The 20,830-nt window shown below is 71.6% G+C and carries 18 protein-coding genes and 1 tRNA gene; 14 read left to right on the top strand and 5 right to left on the bottom strand.

All coding sequences use genetic code 11. From position 1 onward, the window contains the following. The first annotated feature begins 29 nt into the window (after positions 1-29). The 3 genes from VMD91_07675 (at position 30) to otnI (ending at position 1,719) form a co-directional block, all read left to right on the top strand. Positions 30-104, top strand: a tRNA-Val gene (locus VMD91_07675). A 33-nt stretch (positions 105-137) separates the two neighbouring features. Continuing rightward, entirely contained in the window at positions 138-929 is a 792-nt protein-coding gene (locus VMD91_07670; protein ID HTW83928.1) for a thioesterase family protein, read from the top strand. Positions 930-936: 7 nt separating this feature from the next. Further along, positions 937-1,719, top strand: coding sequence for a 2-oxo-tetronate isomerase (gene otnI / locus VMD91_07665; GenBank protein ID HTW83927.1), 783 nt, complete (start codon positions 937-939; stop codon positions 1,717-1,719). Positions 1,720-1,729: 10 nt separating this feature from the next. Here otnI and VMD91_07660 read toward each other — a convergent pair whose 3' ends face one another. From VMD91_07660 to VMD91_07650, 3 genes are read right to left on the bottom strand one after another with little or no spacing between them, the layout of a single operon-like run. Beyond that, positions 1,730-3,349: a peptide ABC transporter substrate-binding protein gene (locus tag VMD91_07660; protein ID HTW83926.1), complete on the bottom strand. Its 1,620-nt coding sequence runs from the start codon at positions 3,347-3,349 to the stop codon at positions 1,730-1,732. Next, positions 3,342-4,721 carry a glycoside hydrolase family 47 protein gene (locus VMD91_07655; GenBank protein HTW83925.1) on the bottom strand — a complete coding sequence of 460 codons (1,380 nt, stop codon included), beginning with the start codon at positions 4,719-4,721 and terminating at the stop codon, positions 3,342-3,344. The genes VMD91_07660 and VMD91_07655 overlap by 8 nt, the downstream gene beginning before the upstream one ends. Continuing rightward, complete coding sequence (locus tag VMD91_07650; protein HTW83924.1) at positions 4,721-6,385, bottom strand: carboxypeptidase-like regulatory domain-containing protein; 1,665 nt, start codon at positions 6,383-6,385, stop codon at positions 4,721-4,723. Before VMD91_07650 ends, VMD91_07655 begins: the two co-directional genes overlap by 1 nt. Before the next feature lie 133 nt (positions 6,386-6,518). Here VMD91_07650 and VMD91_07645 point away from each other — a divergent pair, with 133 nt between their 5' ends. From VMD91_07645 to ileS, 11 genes are all read left to right on the top strand, one after another. Further along, positions 6,519-6,683, top strand: coding sequence for a hypothetical protein (locus tag VMD91_07645; GenBank protein ID HTW83923.1), 165 nt, complete (start codon positions 6,519-6,521; stop codon positions 6,681-6,683). A 1-nt stretch (position 6,684) separates the two neighbouring features. Next, on the top strand, positions 6,685-7,491 hold the full coding sequence (locus VMD91_07640) for a tetratricopeptide repeat protein (GenBank protein ID HTW83922.1): 807 nt from the start codon (positions 6,685-6,687) through the stop codon (positions 7,489-7,491). A gap of 3 nt (positions 7,492-7,494) precedes the next feature. Continuing rightward, on the top strand, positions 7,495-8,163 hold the full coding sequence (locus VMD91_07635) for a response regulator transcription factor (GenBank protein HTW83921.1): 669 nt from the start codon (positions 7,495-7,497) through the stop codon (positions 8,161-8,163). After that, positions 8,133-9,068, top strand: a complete 936-nt coding sequence (locus tag VMD91_07630) for a HAMP domain-containing sensor histidine kinase (GenBank protein HTW83920.1) — start codon at positions 8,133-8,135, stop codon at positions 9,066-9,068. Before VMD91_07635 ends, VMD91_07630 begins: the two co-directional genes overlap by 31 nt. Before the next feature lie 56 nt (positions 9,069-9,124). Then, positions 9,125-9,598 carry a plastocyanin/azurin family copper-binding protein gene (locus tag VMD91_07625; GenBank protein HTW83919.1) on the top strand — a complete coding sequence of 158 codons (474 nt, stop codon included), beginning with the start codon at positions 9,125-9,127 and terminating at the stop codon, positions 9,596-9,598. Continuing rightward, a complete protein-coding gene (locus VMD91_07620) occupies positions 9,588-10,727 on the top strand; it encodes a hypothetical protein (GenBank protein HTW83918.1) in 1,140 nt (379 codons plus the stop codon). The genes VMD91_07625 and VMD91_07620 overlap by 11 nt, the downstream gene beginning before the upstream one ends. 44 nt (positions 10,728-10,771) lie before the next feature. Continuing rightward, positions 10,772-11,557: an enoyl-CoA hydratase gene (locus VMD91_07615; GenBank protein ID HTW83917.1), complete on the top strand. Its 786-nt coding sequence runs from the start codon at positions 10,772-10,774 to the stop codon at positions 11,555-11,557. Positions 11,558-11,795: 238 nt separating this feature from the next. Next, entirely contained in the window at positions 11,796-13,778 is a 1,983-nt protein-coding gene (locus VMD91_07610; protein HTW83916.1) for a DUF5693 family protein, read from the top strand. A gap of 1 nt (position 13,779) precedes the next feature. After that, positions 13,780-14,895: a polysaccharide pyruvyl transferase CsaB gene (gene csaB, locus VMD91_07605; GenBank protein ID HTW83915.1), complete on the top strand. Its 1,116-nt coding sequence runs from the start codon at positions 13,780-13,782 to the stop codon at positions 14,893-14,895. 76 nt (positions 14,896-14,971) lie between these two features. Next, on the top strand, positions 14,972-15,688 hold the full coding sequence (locus tag VMD91_07600) for a site-2 protease family protein (protein HTW83914.1): 717 nt from the start codon (positions 14,972-14,974) through the stop codon (positions 15,686-15,688). A gap of 15 nt (positions 15,689-15,703) precedes the next feature. Continuing rightward, positions 15,704-18,502 carry an isoleucine--tRNA ligase gene (ileS, locus tag VMD91_07595; protein ID HTW83913.1) on the top strand — a complete coding sequence of 933 codons (2,799 nt, stop codon included), beginning with the start codon at positions 15,704-15,706 and terminating at the stop codon, positions 18,500-18,502. A 7-nt stretch (positions 18,503-18,509) separates the two neighbouring features. Here the strand turns inward: ileS and VMD91_07590 are convergent, their stop codons facing one another. Next, positions 18,510-19,520 carry an ice-binding family protein gene (locus tag VMD91_07590; protein HTW83912.1) on the bottom strand — a complete coding sequence of 337 codons (1,011 nt, stop codon included), beginning with the start codon at positions 19,518-19,520 and terminating at the stop codon, positions 18,510-18,512. Between the two features lie 19 nt (positions 19,521-19,539). After that, entirely contained in the window at positions 19,540-20,820 is a 1,281-nt protein-coding gene (locus VMD91_07585) for a copper amine oxidase N-terminal domain-containing protein (protein HTW83911.1), read from the bottom strand. Between the last annotated feature and the right edge of the window lie 10 nt (positions 20,821-20,830).

The raw sequence follows: 20,830 nt of genomic DNA, 5'->3' as shown, positions 1-20,830 counted from the left end.
CCGCCGCGGCGAAGGCCGCTCGACGGCGCGGGCGATTAGCTCAGCGGTAGAGCGTCCCCTTTACACGGGGAGGGTCGGCGGTTCGAATCCGTCATCGCCCACCAGGAAGCGCCATGCACCACGGCCGACTTCTCCGCATGGCGAACGCGTACTTCGAGCGGCTCGGCCCCGGCCGTTTTCACGCCGGCGCGGCGACCGCGAGCCCGTGGGGCGCGAACCTGCAGCACGGCAGCCCGCCGACGACGCTGCTCGTGCACGCGCTGAACGAGGCGTACCCGCGCGACGACGTGCGCGTGGCGCGCGTCAGCTCGGAGTTTCTCGGCGCGATCCCGCAAGGTGAGATCGAGGTCACCACGCGCGTCGTGCGGCCCGGCAAGCGGATCGAGTTTCTGGAGGCAACGCTCTCGGCGGGCGGCCGCGACGTGGTGCGCACCAGCATCTGGCGCATCGCGCGCGCGCCCGGACTGCACGTTCCGCCGGGCGTGACGCCCGCCGACGCACCGCCGCCGCGTCCCCCCGAAGCGACACCGGGCGCCGCGTTCGGACTGTCGGGCTGGGGCTACGCCAAGTCGATCGAGTGGCGCTTCGTGGAGGGCGGCTTCAACGCGCTCGGACCCGCGCACGTGTGGACGCGCGTCGACTTGCCGCTCTTTCCCGGCCTCGCGCCGACGCCGCTCGAGCGGCTGCTGCTGATCGTCGACTCGGCCAACGGCATCAGCGGCGAGCTGCCGTTCAAGGAGTGGCTGTTCGTGCCGCCCTCGCTCTCGATCGCGCTGGCGCGCGAGCCGCGCGGCGAGTGGATCTACATGGACGCGCGCACGGCGCTCGGCGACGACGGCGGCGGCGTCACGACGGCGCGGCTGGCCGACGACGACGGCTACCTGGGCGTCGCGACGCAAACGCTGTTCGTCGAACCGCGTACCGCCTGAGCCGGCGGTGCCCAAGCTCGCCGCGAACCTGAGCTGGCTGTTCACCGAGCTGCCGTTGCGCGAACGGTTCGCCGCCGCCGCGGACGCCGGATTCCGCGGCGTCGAAGTGCTCTTCCCGTACGAGCTCGCGGCGGAGACGGTGCGCGAGCGGCTCGAGGCGCACGGGCTGGAGCTGGTGCTGGTGAACCTGCCGCCGGGCGATTGGGCCGCGGGCGAACGCGGGCTCGCCGCGCTGCCGGGCCGCGAGGCGGACTTCGCGGCCGCGGTGCGCACGGGACTCGCGTACGCGCGGACGTGCGGCGTGCCGCTCGTGCACGCGATGGCCGGCATCGTGCCGCCCGGCGCGGACCGTGCCGCGTACGTCGAGACCTACGTCGCGAACCTGCGTCGCGCCGCGTGCGCGGCGGCACCGGTCGGCGTCACCGTGCTGATCGAGCCGCTCAACGCCCGCGACAACCCCGGCTACCTGCTGCGCACGACCGCCGAGGCGATCGCGATCATCGAGCGCGTCGACGAACCGAACCTGGCGCTGCAGCTCGACCTCTATCACGCGCAGATCAGCGAAGGCGATCTGGCGCACCGCATGCGCGCGTTGGCCGGCCGTTACGCGCACGTGCAGATCGCCGGCAACCCCGGCCGCGACGAGCCCGACCACGGCGAGGTGAACTACGCCTATCTGCTCGCCGTGCTCGACGAGCTCGGGTACGACGGCTGGATCGGCTGCGAGTACCGCCCGCGCGCCGACACGCGCGCGGGGCTGCGCTGGGCGCAACCGTATCTCACCCGCTGAGCGGCGCCGATCAAATCTGCCAGGTCCAGGCGTTCCACCACGGGCCGGCGATCGGTGCCGGTTCGTAGCCGTGCAGGTCGTCGTTGTAGATCGAGATGCGGCGGCGCAGGTAGAGCGGTAAGTACGGCACCGCGTCATGGACGATGCGGCCGATCCGGCGATAGATCGCGGCGCGCTCGGCCGGATCGTCGGTGGCCAGGCCGGCGCGTTCGAGCGCGTCGACGCGCGGATCGCAGAAGCGCGACTCGTTCTCGCCTTTGGGCACGAACTGGTTGCAGCCGAGCAGGCTGGTGCTGTCGGGGTCGTAGTTGAGCGTGTTGCCGTAGACCGAGAGATCGAACCTCCCGCGCACGATCGGACCGTCGAACGCGAAGATCCCCTTGTACGGGAACGTCTTGATGGTGACGCGCGCCCCGATTTGCGCCAGCATCGCTTGGATCTGCACGGCGAAGTTCTGCTCGTCGGCGCCGGCGGGAACGACGAAGAGCAGGTCGAGCGGCGCGCCGTTCTTGACCCGCACGCCGCCCGGACCGAGGTGCCACCCGTCGCGCTCGAGCAGCGCGCGCGCCAGCGCCGGATCGTACGGATAGGGCGGGAGCTGCGCGTACCCGAGCGAGGTCGGCGCGCCCAGCTCGCCGGTCGCCGCACCGGTGCCGAAGGTCAGCTTGGCGATCAGCGTGCGCACGTCGATCGCGACGCTGAGCGCCCGGCGGACCGCCGGCTCGCGCATCGCCGGCCGCGCGTCGTCGAACATGATCAGCCGCAGCGCGTTCCACGGCGTCACCCGGTCGACGATCCCGGGCACGTCGTGGAAGCGCTGGTACATGACCGGGTTGCCGTTGACGATCAGATCGATCGCGTGCGTCTGCAGGCTGGTGGCGACGGTGTTGGCGTCGGGCAAGACGTTGAGCACCACGCGATCCAGCTTCGGTCGGCCGCGGAAGTAGGCGTCGTTGCGCTCCAGCACGATGTCGCGGCCGCGGTCCCAGCGCACGAAGCGGAACGGCCCCGTCCCCACCGGCGCGGCGTTGAACGGGACGTCGTTGATCTCGGCGTAGCGCGCCAACAGGTGCGCCGGCACGACCGGCTTCGCGCCCTCTTGCAGCGTGGTGAAAAACTGGGTGACGAAGGGCGGATAACGCCGCCGCAGGCGGACGACGACCGTGTACGGGTCGGGCGTGTCGATCCGCACGACCTCTTGGTAGCCCTCGCGGTGCAGGACGTTGTTGCGCGGGCTCATGATCGCGCGCCACGAGAAGGCGACGTCGCGCGCGTCGAACGGGACGCCGTCGTGCCAGCGCACGCCGCGCCGCAGGTGATAGGTGACGCTGCGCCCGTCGGCCGAGATGCCGTGATTCGCCACCGTGGGTACGGCCGTCGCCAGATCGGGGATGAGCGCTCCCTGCGCGTTCGCCGTGACCAGATACGAGAACATCAGCGAGGACATGTCGTAGCTCAGGTCCATCGTCGAGAGCAGCGGGTTGAGGCTGTCGGGCTCGGCGATGTCGCCCAGGCGCAGCACGCCGGGCTGCGTCCACGGATGGCGCCCGCCGACGCCGGTGCCCGCGTCGCGCGTGCAGCCGCACAGCACCAGCAGCGCCACGCCCAGCGCCAGCGCGGCCTTACGCACGCACCAGCCCGCGCAGCACTTTGCCCTCGGTGTTCAGATAGTACTGCGCCGGATCGAAGCGCGGCGTGCTCGCGAACATCAGGTACAGGTACTTGAAGTTCTCGGAGAACGCGTAGGCGGGGAAGAGATCGCCGAGCACCATCGGGCGCGGCCGCACGTCCTGGACGATGGTGTAGCCGTTGGGCACGCGGCAGTAGGTGCGCATCGCGTCGAAGTACGCGTAGGCGGTGTCGCGGTACTTCTGCTTGCCGGTGAGGAACCACAAGTCGAAGGCGGCGTTGAGGTACTCGGGCCGCAGCTCGTTGCTCGGTGCCGTCACCACGCCGGTGGCGTAGTCGAAGACTTCGGGGATTATGCCGTAGCGCTGCGCCATCCACGTCCACGAGTCGTAGTACGCCTCGCCGACGGCCCGGTCGCCGCCCTTCGCGACCAGCTCGGCGTAGAACGCGGCCAGCTCGACTTGCTCGGTGCCCAGCGGCGCGCCGGTCGTCGCGTCGACTTGGCGAAACCACAGCCGCCCCGCGACGTGGTCGACTTGCCAGCGCAAGATCGCGTCGGTCAGCATCCGGTACCAGTCGCGGCACTCGGTGTCGCCGAGCATCTGCCAGCCGCCCCACAGGTACTCGTAGAACGAGTCGACCGGCGGATTCGGCGCGACGTCGCGGACGTCGGCGAACGTCCCCTGCTCGACGTCGAAGTACGTGCCGAGCAGATTCAACGGCGTGCGCTTCGCGATGACCGTCGCGTACGCGCGCTTCGACGCGGCCAGGTACTTCGGATCGCCGGTCAGACGGGTCAGCTCGCCGTACTCGAGGATGTTGCTGCCGATCTCGGCCAGGTTCATGTGCGGCTCGCGCACCGCGCCGGTGCGCAGGTTGGCGTACCGGTACGGTGCGCCGGTGGGCGATTTCGTGAAGCACGGCAACAGCCGGTCGGCGAGATCGCGGCCGCGCTCGAGCAGCACGCGTTCGCCGGTCGCGGCGTAGCCGGCGATCAAACCGCCGACCAGCCGGATCATCGCCTCGAACATCTGCGCGTCGCCGTCGACGTCGAAGTCGAGCCGGTCGACGATCCAGCGCACCGCGCGCTGCAGCTCGTCGTCCAAGCCCATGACGTACAGCGTGTCGAGCGCTTCGACGATCGATAGGCCGAGCGAGTGCCCGGGGATGAAGAAGTCGCTGGGCGTGCCGCTGACGGGCTTGACCTCGTCGGCGCCCCACGCGAAGCGGACGTAGCCGTCCCACGCGTGGCGGAACTCGGCGCGCACCTGGTCGGCCACGCGCGCGGGCGGCGGCGTCGCGGCGGACGCGGCCGTCACTCGGCCGGCGGCGAGCGCCGCGCCGAGCGTGCCCAAGAAACGGTTGCGAAGCATCAGCGTCCGGTCACTCCCACCGAGAAGACGCGCGTCGCGCCGCGGCGGTACGAGCCGACCGCCAGCGCGAAGCGCGAGGAGAAGGGGATGCGCGCCGCGCCTTCGAGCGCGCCGTTGCGCACCAGCAGATCCAGCCGCAACGGAACGTCCCAGGTCAACCAGAGCAGTTGCCGTTGCGTCGTTCGGTCCGCCGTGCCGTACCCGAGAGGGCCGCCGGCGTAGATCGGCAACAGCCGCTCGTAGACGTCGCCGTCGCTGGCCGCCCACGCGCGCAGCGAGAGCAGCGGCGCGAACTCCCAGCCCAGCGAGGCGGCGTAGCCGCGCACGACCGCGTCGGGATCGTCGGTGCCGTCGGCGTACGCGATCACGTCGCCGAGCAGCCGGCGGTGATCGGCGTACGAGAGTCCGGCTTGGCCGAGCGAGCTGCGCGCGATCGCCGTCCCGGGAATCCCGATCGTCGCATCGCCCAGGCCCGCGTGCGCCGTCCAATCCGCGCTCAACGGCGCGACCGCCGAGATCGACGGCAAGAGCGCGAGCCCGGTGCGAGTGTCGTCGTCATCGCGATCGGCACCGTACGCCAGCGCTAGCGCGATCGTCGTGCGCACGGCCGAGCCGCGCGTCGTCCCGATCACCAGCGCCGCGTCTTCGTGCGCACCGCTGCCCCCCTCGAAGAGATCCTGTTCGTCGAGCCAGCGCAGGCGGACCGCGAGCGCGTCCGGCCCGCGTGCCGACGCGTCGAGGTCGAGCTCGGCGACGCTGCCGACGTCGGGCAGACTCGGCGCGTCGTACGGTGACACGGCGGCGTCGCGGGTCAGCGCCAGGTGCGCGCCCAGATCGAGCGCGGTCGTCGCGGTACGCAGGTCGAGCCCGACGCCGCCGTAGGTGGCGTCGGGCGTGTCGCCGGCGAGCGCGACGAAGGCTGCCTGCACCGGCCCGAGCGATCCGGTCGCGCGCACGCCGGCCAGCTGCCGCACGCCGTCGGGGTCCCACGAGGTCGCCAGAATCGCGGTCGGGTCGCCGCCGCCGGCGACCAGCGCGTCGCGGTCGGTCGCCCGGACGGTGTCCTGGCGGTCGAACGGGTCGGCGTCGATCACGCCGCCGCCGGCGCGATCGCCGTACCACAGGGCATCGAGGGGATCGGTCACGCTCAGCGAGCCGGCCGCGTGGTCCGGCAAGAGCGAGGTCGCGTCGGCGCCGTCGCCGCGGCGGTAGAACGGAAGGCCGGCGATCGTGACGGCCCCGTACCCGCCGCCCAGCCCGCGATCGTCGATCCCGTTGTAGCCGGTGAACCGCTCGGGGACGACCGACGCCAGCGAGGCCAGGTCGCCGGCCGGCAGCGCGGCGAGATCGGCGACCGTCGGGATCAGGTCCGCGGCGCGATGCCGGGGCAGGATCGCGACCACCGGCCCGGCGGCCGGAACCCGCACCCGCTGGGGATCGGTGTCTGCGGCGCGGATGTCGAGGGTGACCGGCCGGACGGGGACGCTCAGCGCGAAGGTCCCGTCGGCCGCGCTCCGATCACGGCCGAGCACGCTCCCGCCGGCGTCGCGGGCGACGACCTGCGCCCCAGCGACCGGGCGGCCGTCCTGATCGCGCAGCGCGCCGACGACGAGCTCGTCGGCGGCCGCCGGGCGGACGAACGCGAGCAGCGTGGCGACCAGCAAGGCGAGTAGGCCGAGGGCCGGGCCGCTCCTCAGGAATCGTTCACGACCCCGCCGTACACTACCGCACGTGACGGGCCTGCGGCGCTGGCTGATAGCCCTCGCGCTCGCGGTGGCCGCGTGCGCCGGTGGCGCCATGGGCGCCGAGCTGGTCCTCGGCGACCCCGCGGCGCTGGTCCCGAGCGCACCGCCGGCCCTGCTGGGCCCGATCACCGAGAACGGCCGAACCGGCTGGGATTGCGCGCCCGAGCGAGCCGCCCGCGCGCACACGGCCGCCGCCGCCGGACTGCCCGGAGACTGACGTGCGGTCGCGCGCGCCCGTGTTCGCGCTGGCGTTGTTCGCCGCGGCGTCGGCCGGCGCGCTCGCACAGACGTACGCGACGCCGACCGCCGCGCCGCGCACGACCGACCCGCGCGCGCTGGCGGCGCTGGCGCTGCGCCGCGAGCTGCACGAACGCTTCGAGCGTGGACTCGCCGCGGAGAACCGCGGCGAGTGGGCCGGCGCCGAGGCCGAGTTCAAGCGTGCGGTCGCGCTCGACCCGCCCGAGCCGCAAGGATCCACGGCTCGCTACGACCTCGCGCTCGCGGAGGCGAACCTCGGCCGCGACGACGCGGCCGCGGAGCTCCTGCACCAAGCGCTGCATCTCGACCCCTCCTTCGCCGCCGCCGCCGCGAACCTGGTTGCGATCGAGCTGCGCCGCGGCGACCTGCCCGCGGCGCGCGCCGCCGGCGATCGTTTCGTCGCGCTCGATCCGCAGGCGGCGCTCGCGCGCTACGGGCGCGGCTTGGCCGCGTTGCAGAGCGGCGACCTCGCGACCGCGCGCGGCGACTTCGGCACGCTGTTGACCAACGACCCGGCCTACGCCGTCGCGCACTACGACCTCGCGCTGGTCGAGCTGCGCGCGGGACGCGACGACGCCGCGCGCGCCGAGCTCGAGCGCGCGCTGACGCTTTCGCCCGCGTACGCGCGCGCGCGCTTCGCGCTGGGCACCGTTCTGCTGCGCGACGGTCAGCGCGCCGACGCCCGGATCGCCTTCGATCGCTGTGCGCACGACGCGGCCGATCCGGTGCTGCGCGCGCTGGCGGCCGATCTGCGGGACAAGCTCTGACCGATGCGCATTCTCGTCATCGAAGACCAGCACGAGATCGCCGAGGCGCTGCGCACCATGCTCGAACGGCGCAAGTACGCCGTCGACGTCGCTCCCGACGGCGAGAGCGGCTACGAGCTGCTGCTGCGCGGGACGTACGACGCCGCCGTCGTCGACGTCGTGTTGCCGGGCCGCGACGGGTTCGCCCTCACGCGCGCCGCCCGCGCCGAGGGGATCGCGACGCCGGTGCTGTTCCTGACCGCGCGCGACGCGGTCGAGGACCGCGTGCGCGGCCTGGATGCCGGGGCCGACGACTACCTGGTCAAGCCGTTCGTCGAGGACGAGCTGGCGGCGCGCGTGCGCGCGCTGCTGCGCCGCAGCCCGCTGCCGATCCGCTCTTCGCTCTCCGTCGGCGATCTGGTCGTCGACCGCGGCGCGCGCGCCGTCCACGTCGGCGGCCGCGAGGTGCCGCTGGGCGCGACGGAGTTCCGGTTACTCGAATATCTGGCCGCCAACGCCGGGCTCGCGCTCAGCCGCGCGCAGATCCTCGAGCGGGTCTGGGGCGACGACTTCGACGGGTCGAGCAACGTCGTCGACGTCTACGTGAGCGCCGTGCGGCGCAAGCTCGCGGCGGTCGGCGCGCGCGATCGCATCACCACCGTGTGGGGAGTCGGCTACTCATTGCACGCGTAGTCGCGCGGCTCTGCCTCTCGTATCTGGCGATCCTGGTCGTCGTCCTGGTGGCGCTCGACGCGGGTGCGTACGTCTACTTGGCGCGCGCGCAGCACGACATGCTCGAGCCGGTGCTCGGCACGCCCGAGGGCCAAGCCGTCTACGCCGAGGCGATGCGGCGCATCGTGCTGGGCCTGGCGCTGCTCGACGTCCCGCTGCTGATCCTCGCCGGCGCCGCCGCGTACGTGTTGGCGCGCATCTCGGTGCGCCCGCTGGTCGCGGCGCGCGAGCGCGAAGCGCGTTTCGCCGCCGAGGCGGCGCACGAGCTGCGCACGCCGCTGGCGCGGATCGCGAGCTTGGCGTCCGCCGCGCGCGCGGGCGCACCGGACGAGCGCGAGGCCAGCCTCGAGCGCATCGCCGCGGTCGCCGTCGAGGCGGCGGCCGGCGTCGGCGACCTGCTGGCGCTGGTGCGGACCGAACGCGTCGCGCCGCAGTTGGCGGAACCGGTCGAGCTGGGGGCGCTGGCGCGCACCGCGCTGACGGTGCCGCTGCGCGAGGGCGTGCGCTGGGAGCTCGACGCGGAGTACGAGGTGTGGGTGGTCGGCGACGCGCATCGCTTGCGCCGGCTGGTCGAGAACCTGCTCGAGAACGCGGCGCGCCACGCGACGGCGACGATCTGCATCCGCGTGCGCGCGCAGGGCGAACGCGCCGCGCTCAGCGTCGAGGACGACGGTCCGGGCGTGCCGAGCGGCTTGCGCGAGCGGATCTTCGAGCGCTTCGTGCGCGCCGCCGAGGACGGCGGCGGCACCGGGCTGGGCCTGGCGATCTGCCGCGCGATCGCGCGCGCGCACGGCGGCGACGTCGTGCTCGAAGAGCGCAACCGGTTCGTCGCGCGGCTGCCCCGCCTCGATCTGAAAGAAGTCTGAGCCGCGGCCGAGCGCCGCCTCATCGCGGGCTCACGCCGGCGCGCGAGAGTGCGCGTGTGCGCATTCCGCTTTTGTCCGTGGTGCTCGCGGCCGCGCTGTGCGGCTGCACCGCCGGCGCCCCCGGATCGGGGAGCAGCGGCGGCTCGGCGACGACCTCGAACGCGACGACGACCTCGATCGCGATCTCGCTGACGGCCTCCGTCGTCACCTCGACGCCGTACGGGAGCAGCGGCGGCTTCATGCCGGCGGTGACGACCGTCAAGGCCGGCACGTACGTCGTGTTCGTCAACAAGGACTCGTTCGCGCACACCTCGACCTCGATGAGCGCGACGAGCTTTCCCGCCGCCTCGCCGTTCGGCTCGTCGGCGCTGACCGCGTCGGGGACGACGCTCTCGGGCGGCTGGAGCACCGGGGCGCTCGCGCCCAACAACGCCTCGCAGAAGCTGTTGGCCGACAAGCCCGGCACCTACCTCTACGGCTGCTTCTTCCACTACGGCGCGCCGATGCGCGGAGCGATCGTTGTTCGATAAGCTGCGAGTCGCGCTGCTCGCGGTAGCGTCCGTCGCGAGCGGCGCGCTCGCGCCACGTCCGGCGCAAGCGATTCCGATCTTCGCGCAACGCTACGGCTTCCAGTGCGGCGTCTGTCACTCGGTGCTGCCCGAGCTCAACGCGTTCGGCAACGCCTTCCGGAACAACGGATACCGGCTGCCGGGCCTGCCCAAGCACGGGACGACGATCCTCGCGCTGCGCGAGCAGATCGGCTACACCAATCCGCCCGAACCGGGCAGCGAACGCACGGTGCCGGCCGGCGCGATCCTGGGTGCCGCCGAGATCGGCGACGTCGAAGCGTTCTTCCACGAGAGCCTGGGCAGCGAAGGCGGTCCGTCCTCGCTGTTCTTGGGCTACCTCGCGTACAAGGACCAGCCCTCGAAGATCCTGTTTCGCTTGGGCCTGTTCGAGTTGCCGCTGGTGCACTCGCCCGCGCAGCGCAACGACACGCTGACGACCTACGGCTACGAAGGGACGCGTTTCGGGCTCGACGATCTCACGCTGGCGACGCCGCGCTGGGGACTGGAGATGGAGCGCCCCGTCGGCGTCGCGACGCTGGCGACGACGATCGCGTTCGGCAACGCGGCCGGTTCGGCGTACGGCGGCAAGCCGGTCGCGACCGGCACGTCACAGACGTTCGCCGCGCCCGAGTACGGACTGTACTTCCGCGTCCCGGTCGTCACCAACGACGTGCGGGTCGGGCTCGACCTGCTCGACGGCGACGCGGCGATCGCGCAGTTGGCGAAGCCGACCTTCGACGACGCGTACACGCGCGAGGGTATCTCGGTCGACGCGCGGCACGGGCGGCTCGAGCTGTTGGCCGAGCAGTGGTACGGCCACGACGTTAATGCCGACGGCGCGGGCGACCCGCTGGCCTCCACCGGCGGCTTCGCACGGCTGCGTTGGGCGCTCGGCGACCACGCCTACGTCGGCATCCGCGAAGACGCGTCCGCCGCGCCGGCGGCGACCCGCACCTTGCTGTGGTACGCCGAGGCCCAGGTCGGCCGCCACGCCCGCGTGCTCATCCAGCAGCAGCGCCCGATCCCCGGTGGTCCGACCAACCTGGGCGGCGCGCTCACCTTCGGGTTCCCCTGGCCGTGGGGCAAGTAGTCGCCCGAAAGGGCGCCGGGTACGGGCGACCCGAACCTTCCTTCATGCTCGCGACGACGTTGTATCAGCACCTCTTGCTCGATCTCGACGACGGGATCGCGACGCTGACGCTCAATCGTCCGGAGAAGCGGAACGCGCTTTCGCTCGAGGTGATGCTCGAGCTGACGGCCGCGTTCGAGGCGCTCGGCGCCGATCGCGGCGTGCGCGTCGTCGTGCTGCGCGGCGTCGGTCCGGCCTTCAGCTCCGGTCACGATCTGCGCGAGATGTTGGCGCGCAGCGTCGACGACTATCGCCGCACCTTCGACGTGTGCGTCAAGCTGATGCAGACGGTCCAGGCGATCCCGCAGCCGGTGATCGCCGAGATCGCCGGGATCGCGACCGCAGCCGGCTGTCAGCTGGTCGCGACCTGCGACCTCGCCGTCGCGTCGAGCGAAGCGCGCTTCGCGACGCCCGGGGTGAAGATCGGGCTCTTCTGCACCACGCCGATGGTCGCGCTGACGCGCGCGATCGGGCGCAAGCGCGCGATGGAGATGCTGCTGACCGGTGAGCCGATCGACGCCCAGACCGCCGCCGAGTGGGGATTGGTCAACCGCGTCGTGCCGCCCGAACAGCTGAGCGCCGCGACGCGCGCGCTCGCCGCGCGCATCGCCGACGCCGCCAGTTTCGTCGTCGGGCTGGGTAAAGCGGCGTTCTACGCGCAGATCGATCTCGACCAGCCCAAAGCGTACGCGTACGCGAAGGAAGTCATGTCGATGAACGCGCTGGCGGAGGACGCGCAAGAAGGCATGGGCGCGTTCGTCGGCAAGCGCGATCCGGTATGGCGCACCTGACGCGGCGCACACGGCTTTACCGTACCGCGACCTAGTAAAGCAGTTTTAACTCGGGACGACGCAGCGGCCGGAGGATTCCCGGTCGGCGTTTCCAATTCACTCCCCACCGTCGCGGGTGGGCGCGCCGCAAGGCGCTATCAACGTCGCCCACACCCGGTAGTAGGGCAACCTGCTACGCGACGGCAACAAGGCCCGCCCACGGCGGGTCTTGTTGTTTTCGGGCCGAAAACGCGGGCCCGTGACGTATCGCCGCCTGTTGCTGGGGCTGCTGGCCCTCGGTTTGCTCGCCTGCCTTTTTGTCGCGGTACGCCGCGAACGGCACGAACATCGCGCGAACCGCGTCGAGATCGCGATGGACGATCAGGACTTCCAGGCGCTGGCGCGGTCGTACGCCTACGACGAGCGGGCGTTCCTGATCGCGCTGCGGCGCGCCGGGCTGACCTCGCTCTCGGTCCAGGAGGAGCTGGGCGGCGCGGTCTCCACCTCGTCGACGGCCGCCGCCTACGCCGGGACGACGCTGCTCGACCAGGCCCGGCTGACGGGACTGACCGACCCGACCTTGAGCCGCCTGAACCGCGCTCACCAGCTGCGGGCCGACGAGATGTACCTGATCGCGTACGACGGTCCGACCGCGGCGCGCTACGCGTTCCAGCTCCCGCTCAAGTTCTCGGCGCACGCGGTGCGGCGGCTGACGGCGCCGCGCGCGCTGCCGGCCGTGTTCGCGATCCGCACGCAGAGCGATTACTTCCAGACGGTCGGCCTGGGGTTGCCGGCCGATCGCGTCGCGCTGGCGCACGAGCTCGGCCTCAAGCTGATCCCGCGGCTGCAGAACGACGAGCGCTTCGGTCCCCCGCAGATCGACGGGCTGCTGGCCGGGGCGGTGCGCGGCAACCGGGTCTCGACCGTCATCTTCTTCGGGCTGCGCAATCAGGTGCTCGGATATCCCGACCAGCTGCCGGCGACCGCGGCCGAGATGCAGCGGCTCAAGGTCAGCTTCGGCACCATCGAGACCTACGATCCCAAGCAAGACCAGGCCGGGAACGAAGGTCTGGCGCGGCTCTTGCCGAGCCAGACCGTTCGCGTCCAAGCGATCAGCAAGCTCGAGCAAGACAAGCTCCAGCCGCAAGAGATCGTGCAGCGCTATCTGCTCGGGGTGCGCGAGCGCAACGTGCGGGTCGTCTACCTGCGGCCGTTCGCGCACGAGTGGGACGGGCGCTCGATCGAGGCGACCAACGTCGAGCTGGTCCGCCAGATCGCGGCCGGCATCCGCGCCTCGGGGCTGCGGATCGGCGGCGCGACGCCGTTCGACCGCTTCGTGAGCGTGTGGTGGGAGATCGCGCTCTGCTCGCTGGCGGTCCCCGCGATCGTGTTGCTGCTGCTCGGCGAGTTCGGCATCGGCGGGATGCGTTGGCTGGTCGTCGCCGTGGTGCTCGACCTGGTGCTGGTGCTGGCCGGCTTCGCGCTCCACCACGACATGGCCGCCCGCAAGCTGTTGGCGCTGATCGGCGCGATCGTCTTCCCGCTGGCCGGCTTCGCCGCGATCGCGCCGGCGCTGCGGTCGCCGCGCGCGCCGACCACCGGCGCCGCGATCTTGGACGGCATCCGGGTCGTCGCGCTGGCGACCGCCGTCACGCTGGGCGGCGTGCTGGTGGTGATCGGCTTGCTGTCCACGCCGCTGACGATGCTCGAGATCGACCGCTTCAGCGGCGTGCGGCTGGTGCTGATCCTGCCCGCCCTGTTGGCGCTCGCGCTCTACCTGTTCACCCCGCGCTGGGGCGCGCGCGTCCCGCCCGACCGGTTCGCCAGCGCGCCGGTGACGGTGCTGCAGCTGCTGCTGGGCGTCGTGATCCTGGGCGTGGGCTATCTGGTGCTGGTGCGCAGCGGCAACCAGAGCGACATCGCGCCCTCGAACTTCGAGCTGGCGCTGCGCGCGCACTTGACCACCTGGCTGCAGGTCCGCCCGCGCTTCAAGGAGTTCGTGGTCGGCTTCCCGGCGCTGATGCTGGCGCCGGCGCTGATGCCGGTCGACCGCGCTCGTTGGGGCTGGCTGTTCGCGCTCGCGATCGGGCTAGGGCTGAGCGACGTGGTCGACACCTTCTCGCACCTCCACACCCACCTGGCGATCTCGGCGCTGCGGCTGGTCAACGGGGCGGTCATCGGCGTCATCGTCGGGGCGATCGCGATCGCGATCTACCGCCGGCTGCGTCCGTCCGCGGCGTGAGATGGTCCCGCGCTTCCTGCTCAGCGGATACTACGGCTTCGGCAACCTCGGTGACGAGGCACTGCTGGAGATCATCGTCGAGCAGCTGCGCGCGCGTTGGCCGGCCTGCGAGGTCGACGTGCTGAGCGGGGATCCGGCGCAAACGGCCCGGACCTACGGCGTCGAGGCGACGCCGCGCATGGACCGCACGCGGGTGAAGGCCGCCATCGACCGCGCCGACGTCGTGCTCTCGGGCGGCGGCGGGCTGTTGCAGAACGTGACCAGCCTGCGCAGCCTGCTCTACTACGGCGCCGTCATCCGCTCGGCGGTCCATGCCGGCCGCCCGACGATGATCTTCGCGCAATCGGTCGGTCCGCTCGACTTCTGGGGCCGCGCCGTGGTGCGCTCGTGCTGCAAGGGCGTCGTCGCGGCGACCGTCCGCGACGAGCAGTCGCGTTCGCTCTTGCACGGTCTGTTGCCCGAGGTTCCGATCGAGCGCACCGCCGATCCCGTCTTCCTCTTCCAACCCGGCAGCGAGCCGCTCGACCTGACGGCCGAAGGGCTGGCCGACGACGGGACGCCGCTGGTCGTCGTCTCGATGCGCAAGTGGCAAGGCGCCGAGGCGACGGCGCAAGCGCTGGCGTTCGTCGTCGACCGGCTGGCCGATCGCTACGGGGCCCGGGTCGCGTTCCTCCCGCTCGGGGGGGCGTCCGACGCCGAGGTCTCGACCACCGTCATCCGCCGCTGCGCGTCCGCGCCGGTGCTGCTGCCCGACTATCCATTGGGCCAAGCCGCGCAGGTCATCGAACGCGCTTCGCTGGTGATCGGGATGCGGCTGCACGCGCTCATCATCGCGGCGCGGCTGGCCGTCCCGTTCATCTCGCTGCCGTACGACCCGAAGGTCGCCGCGCTGACCGACGACCTGCACTATCCGCTCGAACCGTTGTTCGTGCCGGGCAGCGCGATGCCGTCGCGCGAGGAGCTGGCGCGGCGGCTCGACGACGCGTGGGAACGCCGCGCCGCGCTCAGCGCGCATCTGCGCTCCGTGCGCTCCGACGTCGAGCGGCTCGCCGAGCGCAACTTCGAGGTCTTGAACGAAATCGTGATGCGAACGACACGAAAGTCGGCAGGCACGTAACTCGCGTGCGCGAACGTCGCGCATCACGGTGCGAGGGACTGTAACGATCGGTCGTCTCTGCGGCATTCGCGTCGGCGTGCACGTTTCGTGGCTCGCCGTCTACGCGTTCGTCACCGTCGTGCTCGCCGGCGGCTTGCCGGCGTTGCCGCGCTGGGAAGCGCTGACCCTGGCCGCGATCTGCGCGCTGGCGCTGTTCGCCAGCGTCATCGCCCACGAGTACGCGCACGCGTTGGCCGCGCGCCGGTTCGGGGTGCGGACGGACGCCATCACGCTGTTCCTGTTCGGCGGGGTCGCGCTGCTCGACGAGGAACCGGCGACGCCGCGCGCGGACGCGCTGATCGCGCTCGCCGGACCGGCCATGAGCGCGGTGCTCGCGCTGGTCGCACTCGGTCTGCTTGCCCTGCTGGACCGCTTCGCCGGCGCCGCGTGGGGCGAGGCTCCCGCGCTGATGGCCGCGTATCTCGCGGTCGCGAACGGCGTGCTGGCGGTCTTCAACCTCATTCCAGCGTTCCCGATGGACGGCGGCCGCGTGCTGCGCGCGCTGGCCTGGCGCCGGTTCGGCGACCTGCGCCGTGCGACGCGGCTGGCGTCGCGGGTCGGGATCGGCTTCGCGCTGGCGTTCGTCGCGGCCGGCGTGTCGGCGGTCGCCGCGACCCACGATCCGATCTACGCGTGGTACGCCGTCCTGGGTGCCTTCCTGTTACGGCAGAGCTGGACGCAGGAGCGCGGCGCGCGGCCGCTGCCGGCCCCGGTCGAGCTGCGTTCCGACGTGGAGGTCGGCGCCGCCGCGTAGAACAGGTCCGGTCGCATGCCCGAGACCACCGCCCGCGATTACCGCTCGACCCTCAACCTCCCCTCGACCGCGTTCCCGATGCGCGCCGAGCTGCCCAAGCGTGAGCCCGACCGGGCCCGCTGGTGGCTCGAGCACGACGTCTACGGCAAGCGGGTCGCGCGCAACCGCGCCCAGGGCGGCGCGCCGTTCACGCTGCACGACGGTCCCCCGTACGCCAACGGCGACATGCACATGGGGACCTTCCTCAACCGCTTCCTCAAGGACGCGCTGGTCAAGATCCATCTGCTCGACGGCGAGGTGGCCGACTTCGTGCCGGGCTGGGACATGCACGGGCTGCCGATCGAGCGCGAGACCCTGCTCCACCTCCGGCAAGACTTCCGCACCGCCGACCCGATCGCGCTGCGCAGCGCCTGCCGCGAGCGCGCGCTGTACTGGCTCGACCGCCAGCGCGGGCAGATGCAGCGGATGGGGCAGTTCGCGCGCTGGAACGAGCCCTACATGACGATCGCACCGGCCTTCGAAGCCGCGATCGTCGAATCGCTGGCCGATCTGGCCGAGGCGGACTACCTCTACAAGGGGCTGCGCTCGACGCTCTGGTGCGTCGTCGACGAGACGGCGCTGGCCGAAGCGGAGATCGAGTACAAGGACCACGTCTCGCCGTCGATCTACGTGCGCTTCCGCGCCGACGACGCGCAGCGCCGCGCGCTGCTGGACCAGGCCGGACTCGACGACGACGGCACGCCGCTGTCGGTCGCGATCTGGACGACGACGCCGTGGACGCTGCCGGCCAACGTCGCGATCGCGCTCAAGCCCGACGCGCTGTACGGCATCTATCGCGCCGGCGCCGAGGACGTCGTCGTCGCCGAGGCGTTGGCGAGTCCGGTGCTCGAGCGGATCGGCGCCGGCGCCGGCACGCTGCGCGGCGAGCTGCGCGGCGACGCGCTCGCGGGACTCGCGGTACGCCACCCGTTCCTCGACCGCGACGCGCCCATCGTGCTGGCCGACTACGTCGAGCTCGAGACCGGGACGGGCGCGGTCCATACCGCGCCGGGCCACGGCGAGGACGACTTCGAGACCGGCGCGCGCTACGGCTTGCCGGTCATCAATCCGGTCGACGGCGCCGGGCGCTTCACCGGCGAGGCCGGACCGTACGCGGGCCTGTTCATCTTCGATGCGAACCAGCGCATCATCGAGGACTTGCGCGCCAACGGCGCGCTGATCGCGGCCGAGTCGTACGAGCACAGCTACCCGCACTGCTGGCGCTGCAAGAACCCGGTCATCTTCCGCGCCACCGCGCAGTGGTTCATCGGCCTGGACCGCAACGGGCTGCGCGAGCGCGCCGAAGCGGCCACGCACGGCGTGACGTGGTTGCCGGCCTGGGGCGAGACGCGCATGTCACAGATGGTCGAGAAGCATCCCGAGTGGTGCGTCTCGCGCCAGCGCGTGTGGGGCACGCCGATTCCGGCGCTGGTCTGCACCGCCTGCAACGAGACGTTTCTCTCGCCGGCGCTGGCGCGCAACTTCGCCGCCGCGATGCGTGCGCGGCCGCTCGCGGACGGCAACGCGTCGGATCTGTGGTGGACCGAGCCGATCGCGGCCTACGCGCCGCCGGGCTTGGCCTGCCCGCGCTGCGGCGGCACGGCGTTCGAGAAGGAACGCAACATCGTCGACATCTGGTTCGAGTCGGGCGTGACCTGGCGCGGCGTCTTGGTCGAGCGCGGCTTGCCGTTCCCGGCCGACGCCTACCTCGAAGGCGGCGACCAGTACCGCGGCTGGTTCCGCTCGAACCTGCTTACCTCGGTCGCGATCGCGGGCGTCGCGCCGTATCGCGAGGTGATCTCGCACGGCTGGGTCGTGGACGAGAAGGGCCACGCCATGCACAAGTCGGCCGGCAACTACATCGGCGCGCTCGAGGCGATCGACAAGTACGGCGCCGACATCCTGCGGCTGTGGGTCGCCTCGACCGAGTTCACCGGCGACTGCCGGCTGGGCGCGCACCTGCTCGACAACCTCGCCAACGTCTACCGCAACCTGCGCAACCGCCTGCGCTATTTCTTGGGCGCGCTCGACGGGCTCACGCCCGACCACGTCGTCCCGCGCGCCGAGATGGAGCCGCTCGACCGCACCGCGCTGGCGGCGCTGGACGCTTTCTCGGCCGAGGTGATCGCGGCGTACCGCGCCTTCGACCTGCACGCGGCCTACGTCGCGATCCAGCGCTTCGACAAGGAAGACCTCTCGGCGTTCTACGTCGACGTGCTCAAGGATCGGCTCTACTCCTCGGCGCCGCACGCGCGCAGACGGCACAGCGCACAGTCCGCGCTGCTCGAGATCTTCCGCACCGTCGCGGTGCTGCTCGCGCCGATCCTCTCGTTCACCGCGGAAGAGGCGTGGCAGCACCTCGATCCCGCGCTGCGCGCCGGCCACGACTCGATCTTCGACGTCGCGTTCCCGCGGGTCGGCGCGCTCGACGAGCCGGCGCTCGAGGCGTGGGCCGTGCTCAAGGGCTTGCGCGCGCAGGTCGCGGCCAGCGAAGGTTTGCGCGACTTCCAGCTCGACGCGGCGGTCACGGTTCCGGCGTCGCTCGAAACGCGCTTCACCGCGCTGGGCGACGGCCTGCGCGAAGCGCTGGTCGTCTCGTCGCTGCGCGGGCTGGCGGTGCGCGAGGGCGCGCCGGCCGTCGAGCTGTTCCCGGCCGCCGGCGAGAAGTGTCAGCGCTGCTGGAAGTACTTGCCGCTGGGCAGCGATCCCGACCACCCGACGCTGTGCGCGCCGTGCGCCGAGATCGTGCGCGACTTGAAGGCGGCCGCGGCCTGAACCGAGCTCAGTTACCGCCGGGGTTGGTGATGATCGAGCCGCCGGCGACGGGGATGCTGACCGCGGCGCCTTGGGCCAGCGCGCGGCCGCCGAACGTGGGCGCGTTGATGGTGACCGCGGTGACCGCCAGCACGTTGCCGTAGAAGGTTGCGCCGCCGAGCGTGGCCGAGCTGCCGACCTGCCAGTAGATGTTGCACGGGCTGGCGCCGTTCTCGAGGACGACGTTGCCGCTGGTCCCGCCGTTGAGCGTCGTCGTCAGCGTCGAGGCCATCTGGAAGACGAACACCGCCTGCGCGTTGCCGAGCGCGTCGAGGGTGAGGTTGCCGGCGGCGATCGAGAGCGTCGAGGTCGACTTGTAGACGCCCGGCGGCAGCGTGCCGGTCGGATAACCCGGGACGTTGGCCTGCGAGAGATCGCCGGCGACGGTCGCGGTGGCCGGCTTGGCGGCGACCGCGTTGTAGGCCGCGATCAGCGCGGTCTGCGCGTTCAGCGGGACGGCCGCGTCGGCGTTGTATCCGGCCCCGTAGATCGCGTTCGGTCCGTCGGTATCGGTGCCGGGCGGATAGAAGCCGGTGATCGCGGTCCCCGGCGAGACGCCGATGAGATCGTCGTTGACGCCGGCGGTGACGGCACCGGTCGCGTACGTTACGTTGGTGAGCCCAACGTTGGTAACCGTCGAGCCGGCCAGGATCGCGAACGGCGCGAGTGCCGGTCCGAGCGGAATGGAGCCGGCTCCTTGGCTGCACGAGAGCGCCGGGGGCGCGGGCGTGGGCGTCGGTGTGGGTGTGGGCGTCGGCGTCGGCGTCGGCGTGTGCGTCGGTGTCGCGCCGGGCAGCGGCGTCGGCGAAGGCGTCACGCCGGGAGGCAGCGGTGTCGCCCCCGGGCCGGGGGTCGGCGTGGCGTGGAACGGCGGCGCGGTGCAACAGTTCGAGCCGCCCCCGCTGCATCCGGCCACGACCGCGAGGAATCCGATCACGACGAGACTGATCGAGAGCGAGAGGCGTCGGTTCGTGCGCATGCGATTCGTCCTTCGGCCGTTAGAGCTTCACGCCGAGGCCGGCATACGGACCATCGTGCAGTTGGTTGATCGGAGCGTACGCCCGCGCGCGGTATTCGTCGCCGCTGAAACCGCCGTACAGGTACACGGGGAAGTGGTTGGCGACGAGCGCCAACCCGACGTCGTACTTGGTGATCGCGTACTGCTGACGGTACGAGATGCCCACGTTCGGACTGGCCGGGTTGCTGATCGTGTACGTCCCGGTGGCGCTGGGATAGTAGAACGCGGAACCGAAGAAGCTCACGCCGGTTCGCAGCTCGGGCAGTTTCTCAACGCCGAAGCCGACGCCGTTGAGCTGCGGGTAGCCGTAGTTGTTCGCGGTGTGGAGATACCCGATGCCGACGTAGATGCGCGGCGCGGCGACCTGGTATTCGATGCGGCCGTCGAGTGTGCTCTGTCGAGCGACGAACTCGGGGGTGAAGGCGTAGCCGCCGTCGATCGTCGCGAAGCCGGTGTAGTGGTTGCCGTACGCGTCGACGACGCTGCTGGTCGTGCCGTAGACGTCCTGGTGATAGTCGACCTTGACCGCGAACGGCGAGCGCGGCCCGAACGCGTACGCCGCGGCGACGTCGTAGGACTGCGGGCAGCGCAGTCCGTCGGAGAACTCGTTGAAGGTCTGCGTGTCCGAGACCGCGGCTTCGATGAAACCGCCGTACGGTGAGGGGGCCGTGATCGGGGTCGGCACCGGGCTGGGGATCGGGGTCGGCGGCGGCGAGGCCACCGGCACCGCGGTCGGCACCGGCGCGGGCGGCGGCGCGACCGGCGTCGGCAGATACCGCACGACGACGACGCGCTGACCCGGCACCCATTGGACGTACGCGCCCATCGCTTCGGAGATCACGCGCACGGGGACCAGCACGATGCCGTGGTACACGATCGGCGCGACGTCGAGCGGCCGCGACTCACCGTTGACGACGACCTCGTTTTTGCCGACGGTGACCGAGATCATCGCGCCGGGCTTTTGGGCGGTGACGGTCAGGCCGTCGGCTGAGGCGCTGACGGTGGCGCCCATCGCTTCGAACATGCTGCGCAGCGGCACGAACAGCCGATTGTCCTGGACCAGCGCTGCCAAGACGCGACCGCGTTTGAGCACGTCCGGCTTGGCGTACACCGTGTGGTCGTTGTAGAGAATCGGGATCTCGCCCGAGGGCGCGTGTCCGAAGTCACTCTCGGCCGGAGCCGTCGTTTGCGCAGACGCCGCGGAACCACAGAACAGGAGCGCGACGAGCGTGACGGTAAGCCGGCTGAGCCATGCATGCATAGGCTTGTCA

The organism is Candidatus Sulfotelmatobacter sp., from assembly GCA_035504415.1.
GTDB lineage: Bacteria > Vulcanimicrobiota > Vulcanimicrobiia > Vulcanimicrobiales > Vulcanimicrobiaceae > Vulcanimicrobium.
The sequence above is the reverse complement of the archived record's forward strand: the minus strand, read 5'-3'. Positions and strand labels throughout refer to the sequence as shown.

Bases quoted from the DNA above. Each gene is read 5' to 3' on its own strand.
- ileS (HTW83913.1), top strand. From the start codon at position 15,704: ATGCCCGAGACCACCGCCCGCGATTACCGCTCGACCCTCAACCTCCCC.
- VMD91_07670 (HTW83928.1), top strand. From the start codon at position 138: ATGGCGAACGCGTACTTCGAGCGGCTCGGCCCCGGCCGTTTTCACGCC.
- VMD91_07655 (HTW83925.1), bottom strand. From the start codon at position 4,721: ATGCTTCGCAACCGTTTCTTGGGCACGCTCGGCGCGGCGCTCGCCGCC.
- VMD91_07635 (HTW83921.1), top strand. From the start codon at position 7,495: ATGCGCATTCTCGTCATCGAAGACCAGCACGAGATCGCCGAGGCGCTG.
- VMD91_07590 (HTW83912.1), bottom strand. From the start codon at position 19,520: ATGCGCACGAACCGACGCCTCTCGCTCTCGATCAGTCTCGTCGTGATC.
- csaB (HTW83915.1), top strand. From the start codon at position 13,780: ATGGTCCCGCGCTTCCTGCTCAGCGGATACTACGGCTTCGGCAACCTC.
- VMD91_07615 (HTW83917.1), top strand. From the start codon at position 10,772: ATGCTCGCGACGACGTTGTATCAGCACCTCTTGCTCGATCTCGACGAC.
- VMD91_07645 (HTW83923.1), top strand. From the start codon at position 6,519: ATGGGCGCCGAGCTGGTCCTCGGCGACCCCGCGGCGCTGGTCCCGAGC.
- VMD91_07585 (HTW83911.1), bottom strand. From the start codon at position 20,820: ATGCATGCATGGCTCAGCCGGCTTACCGTCACGCTCGTCGCGCTCCTG.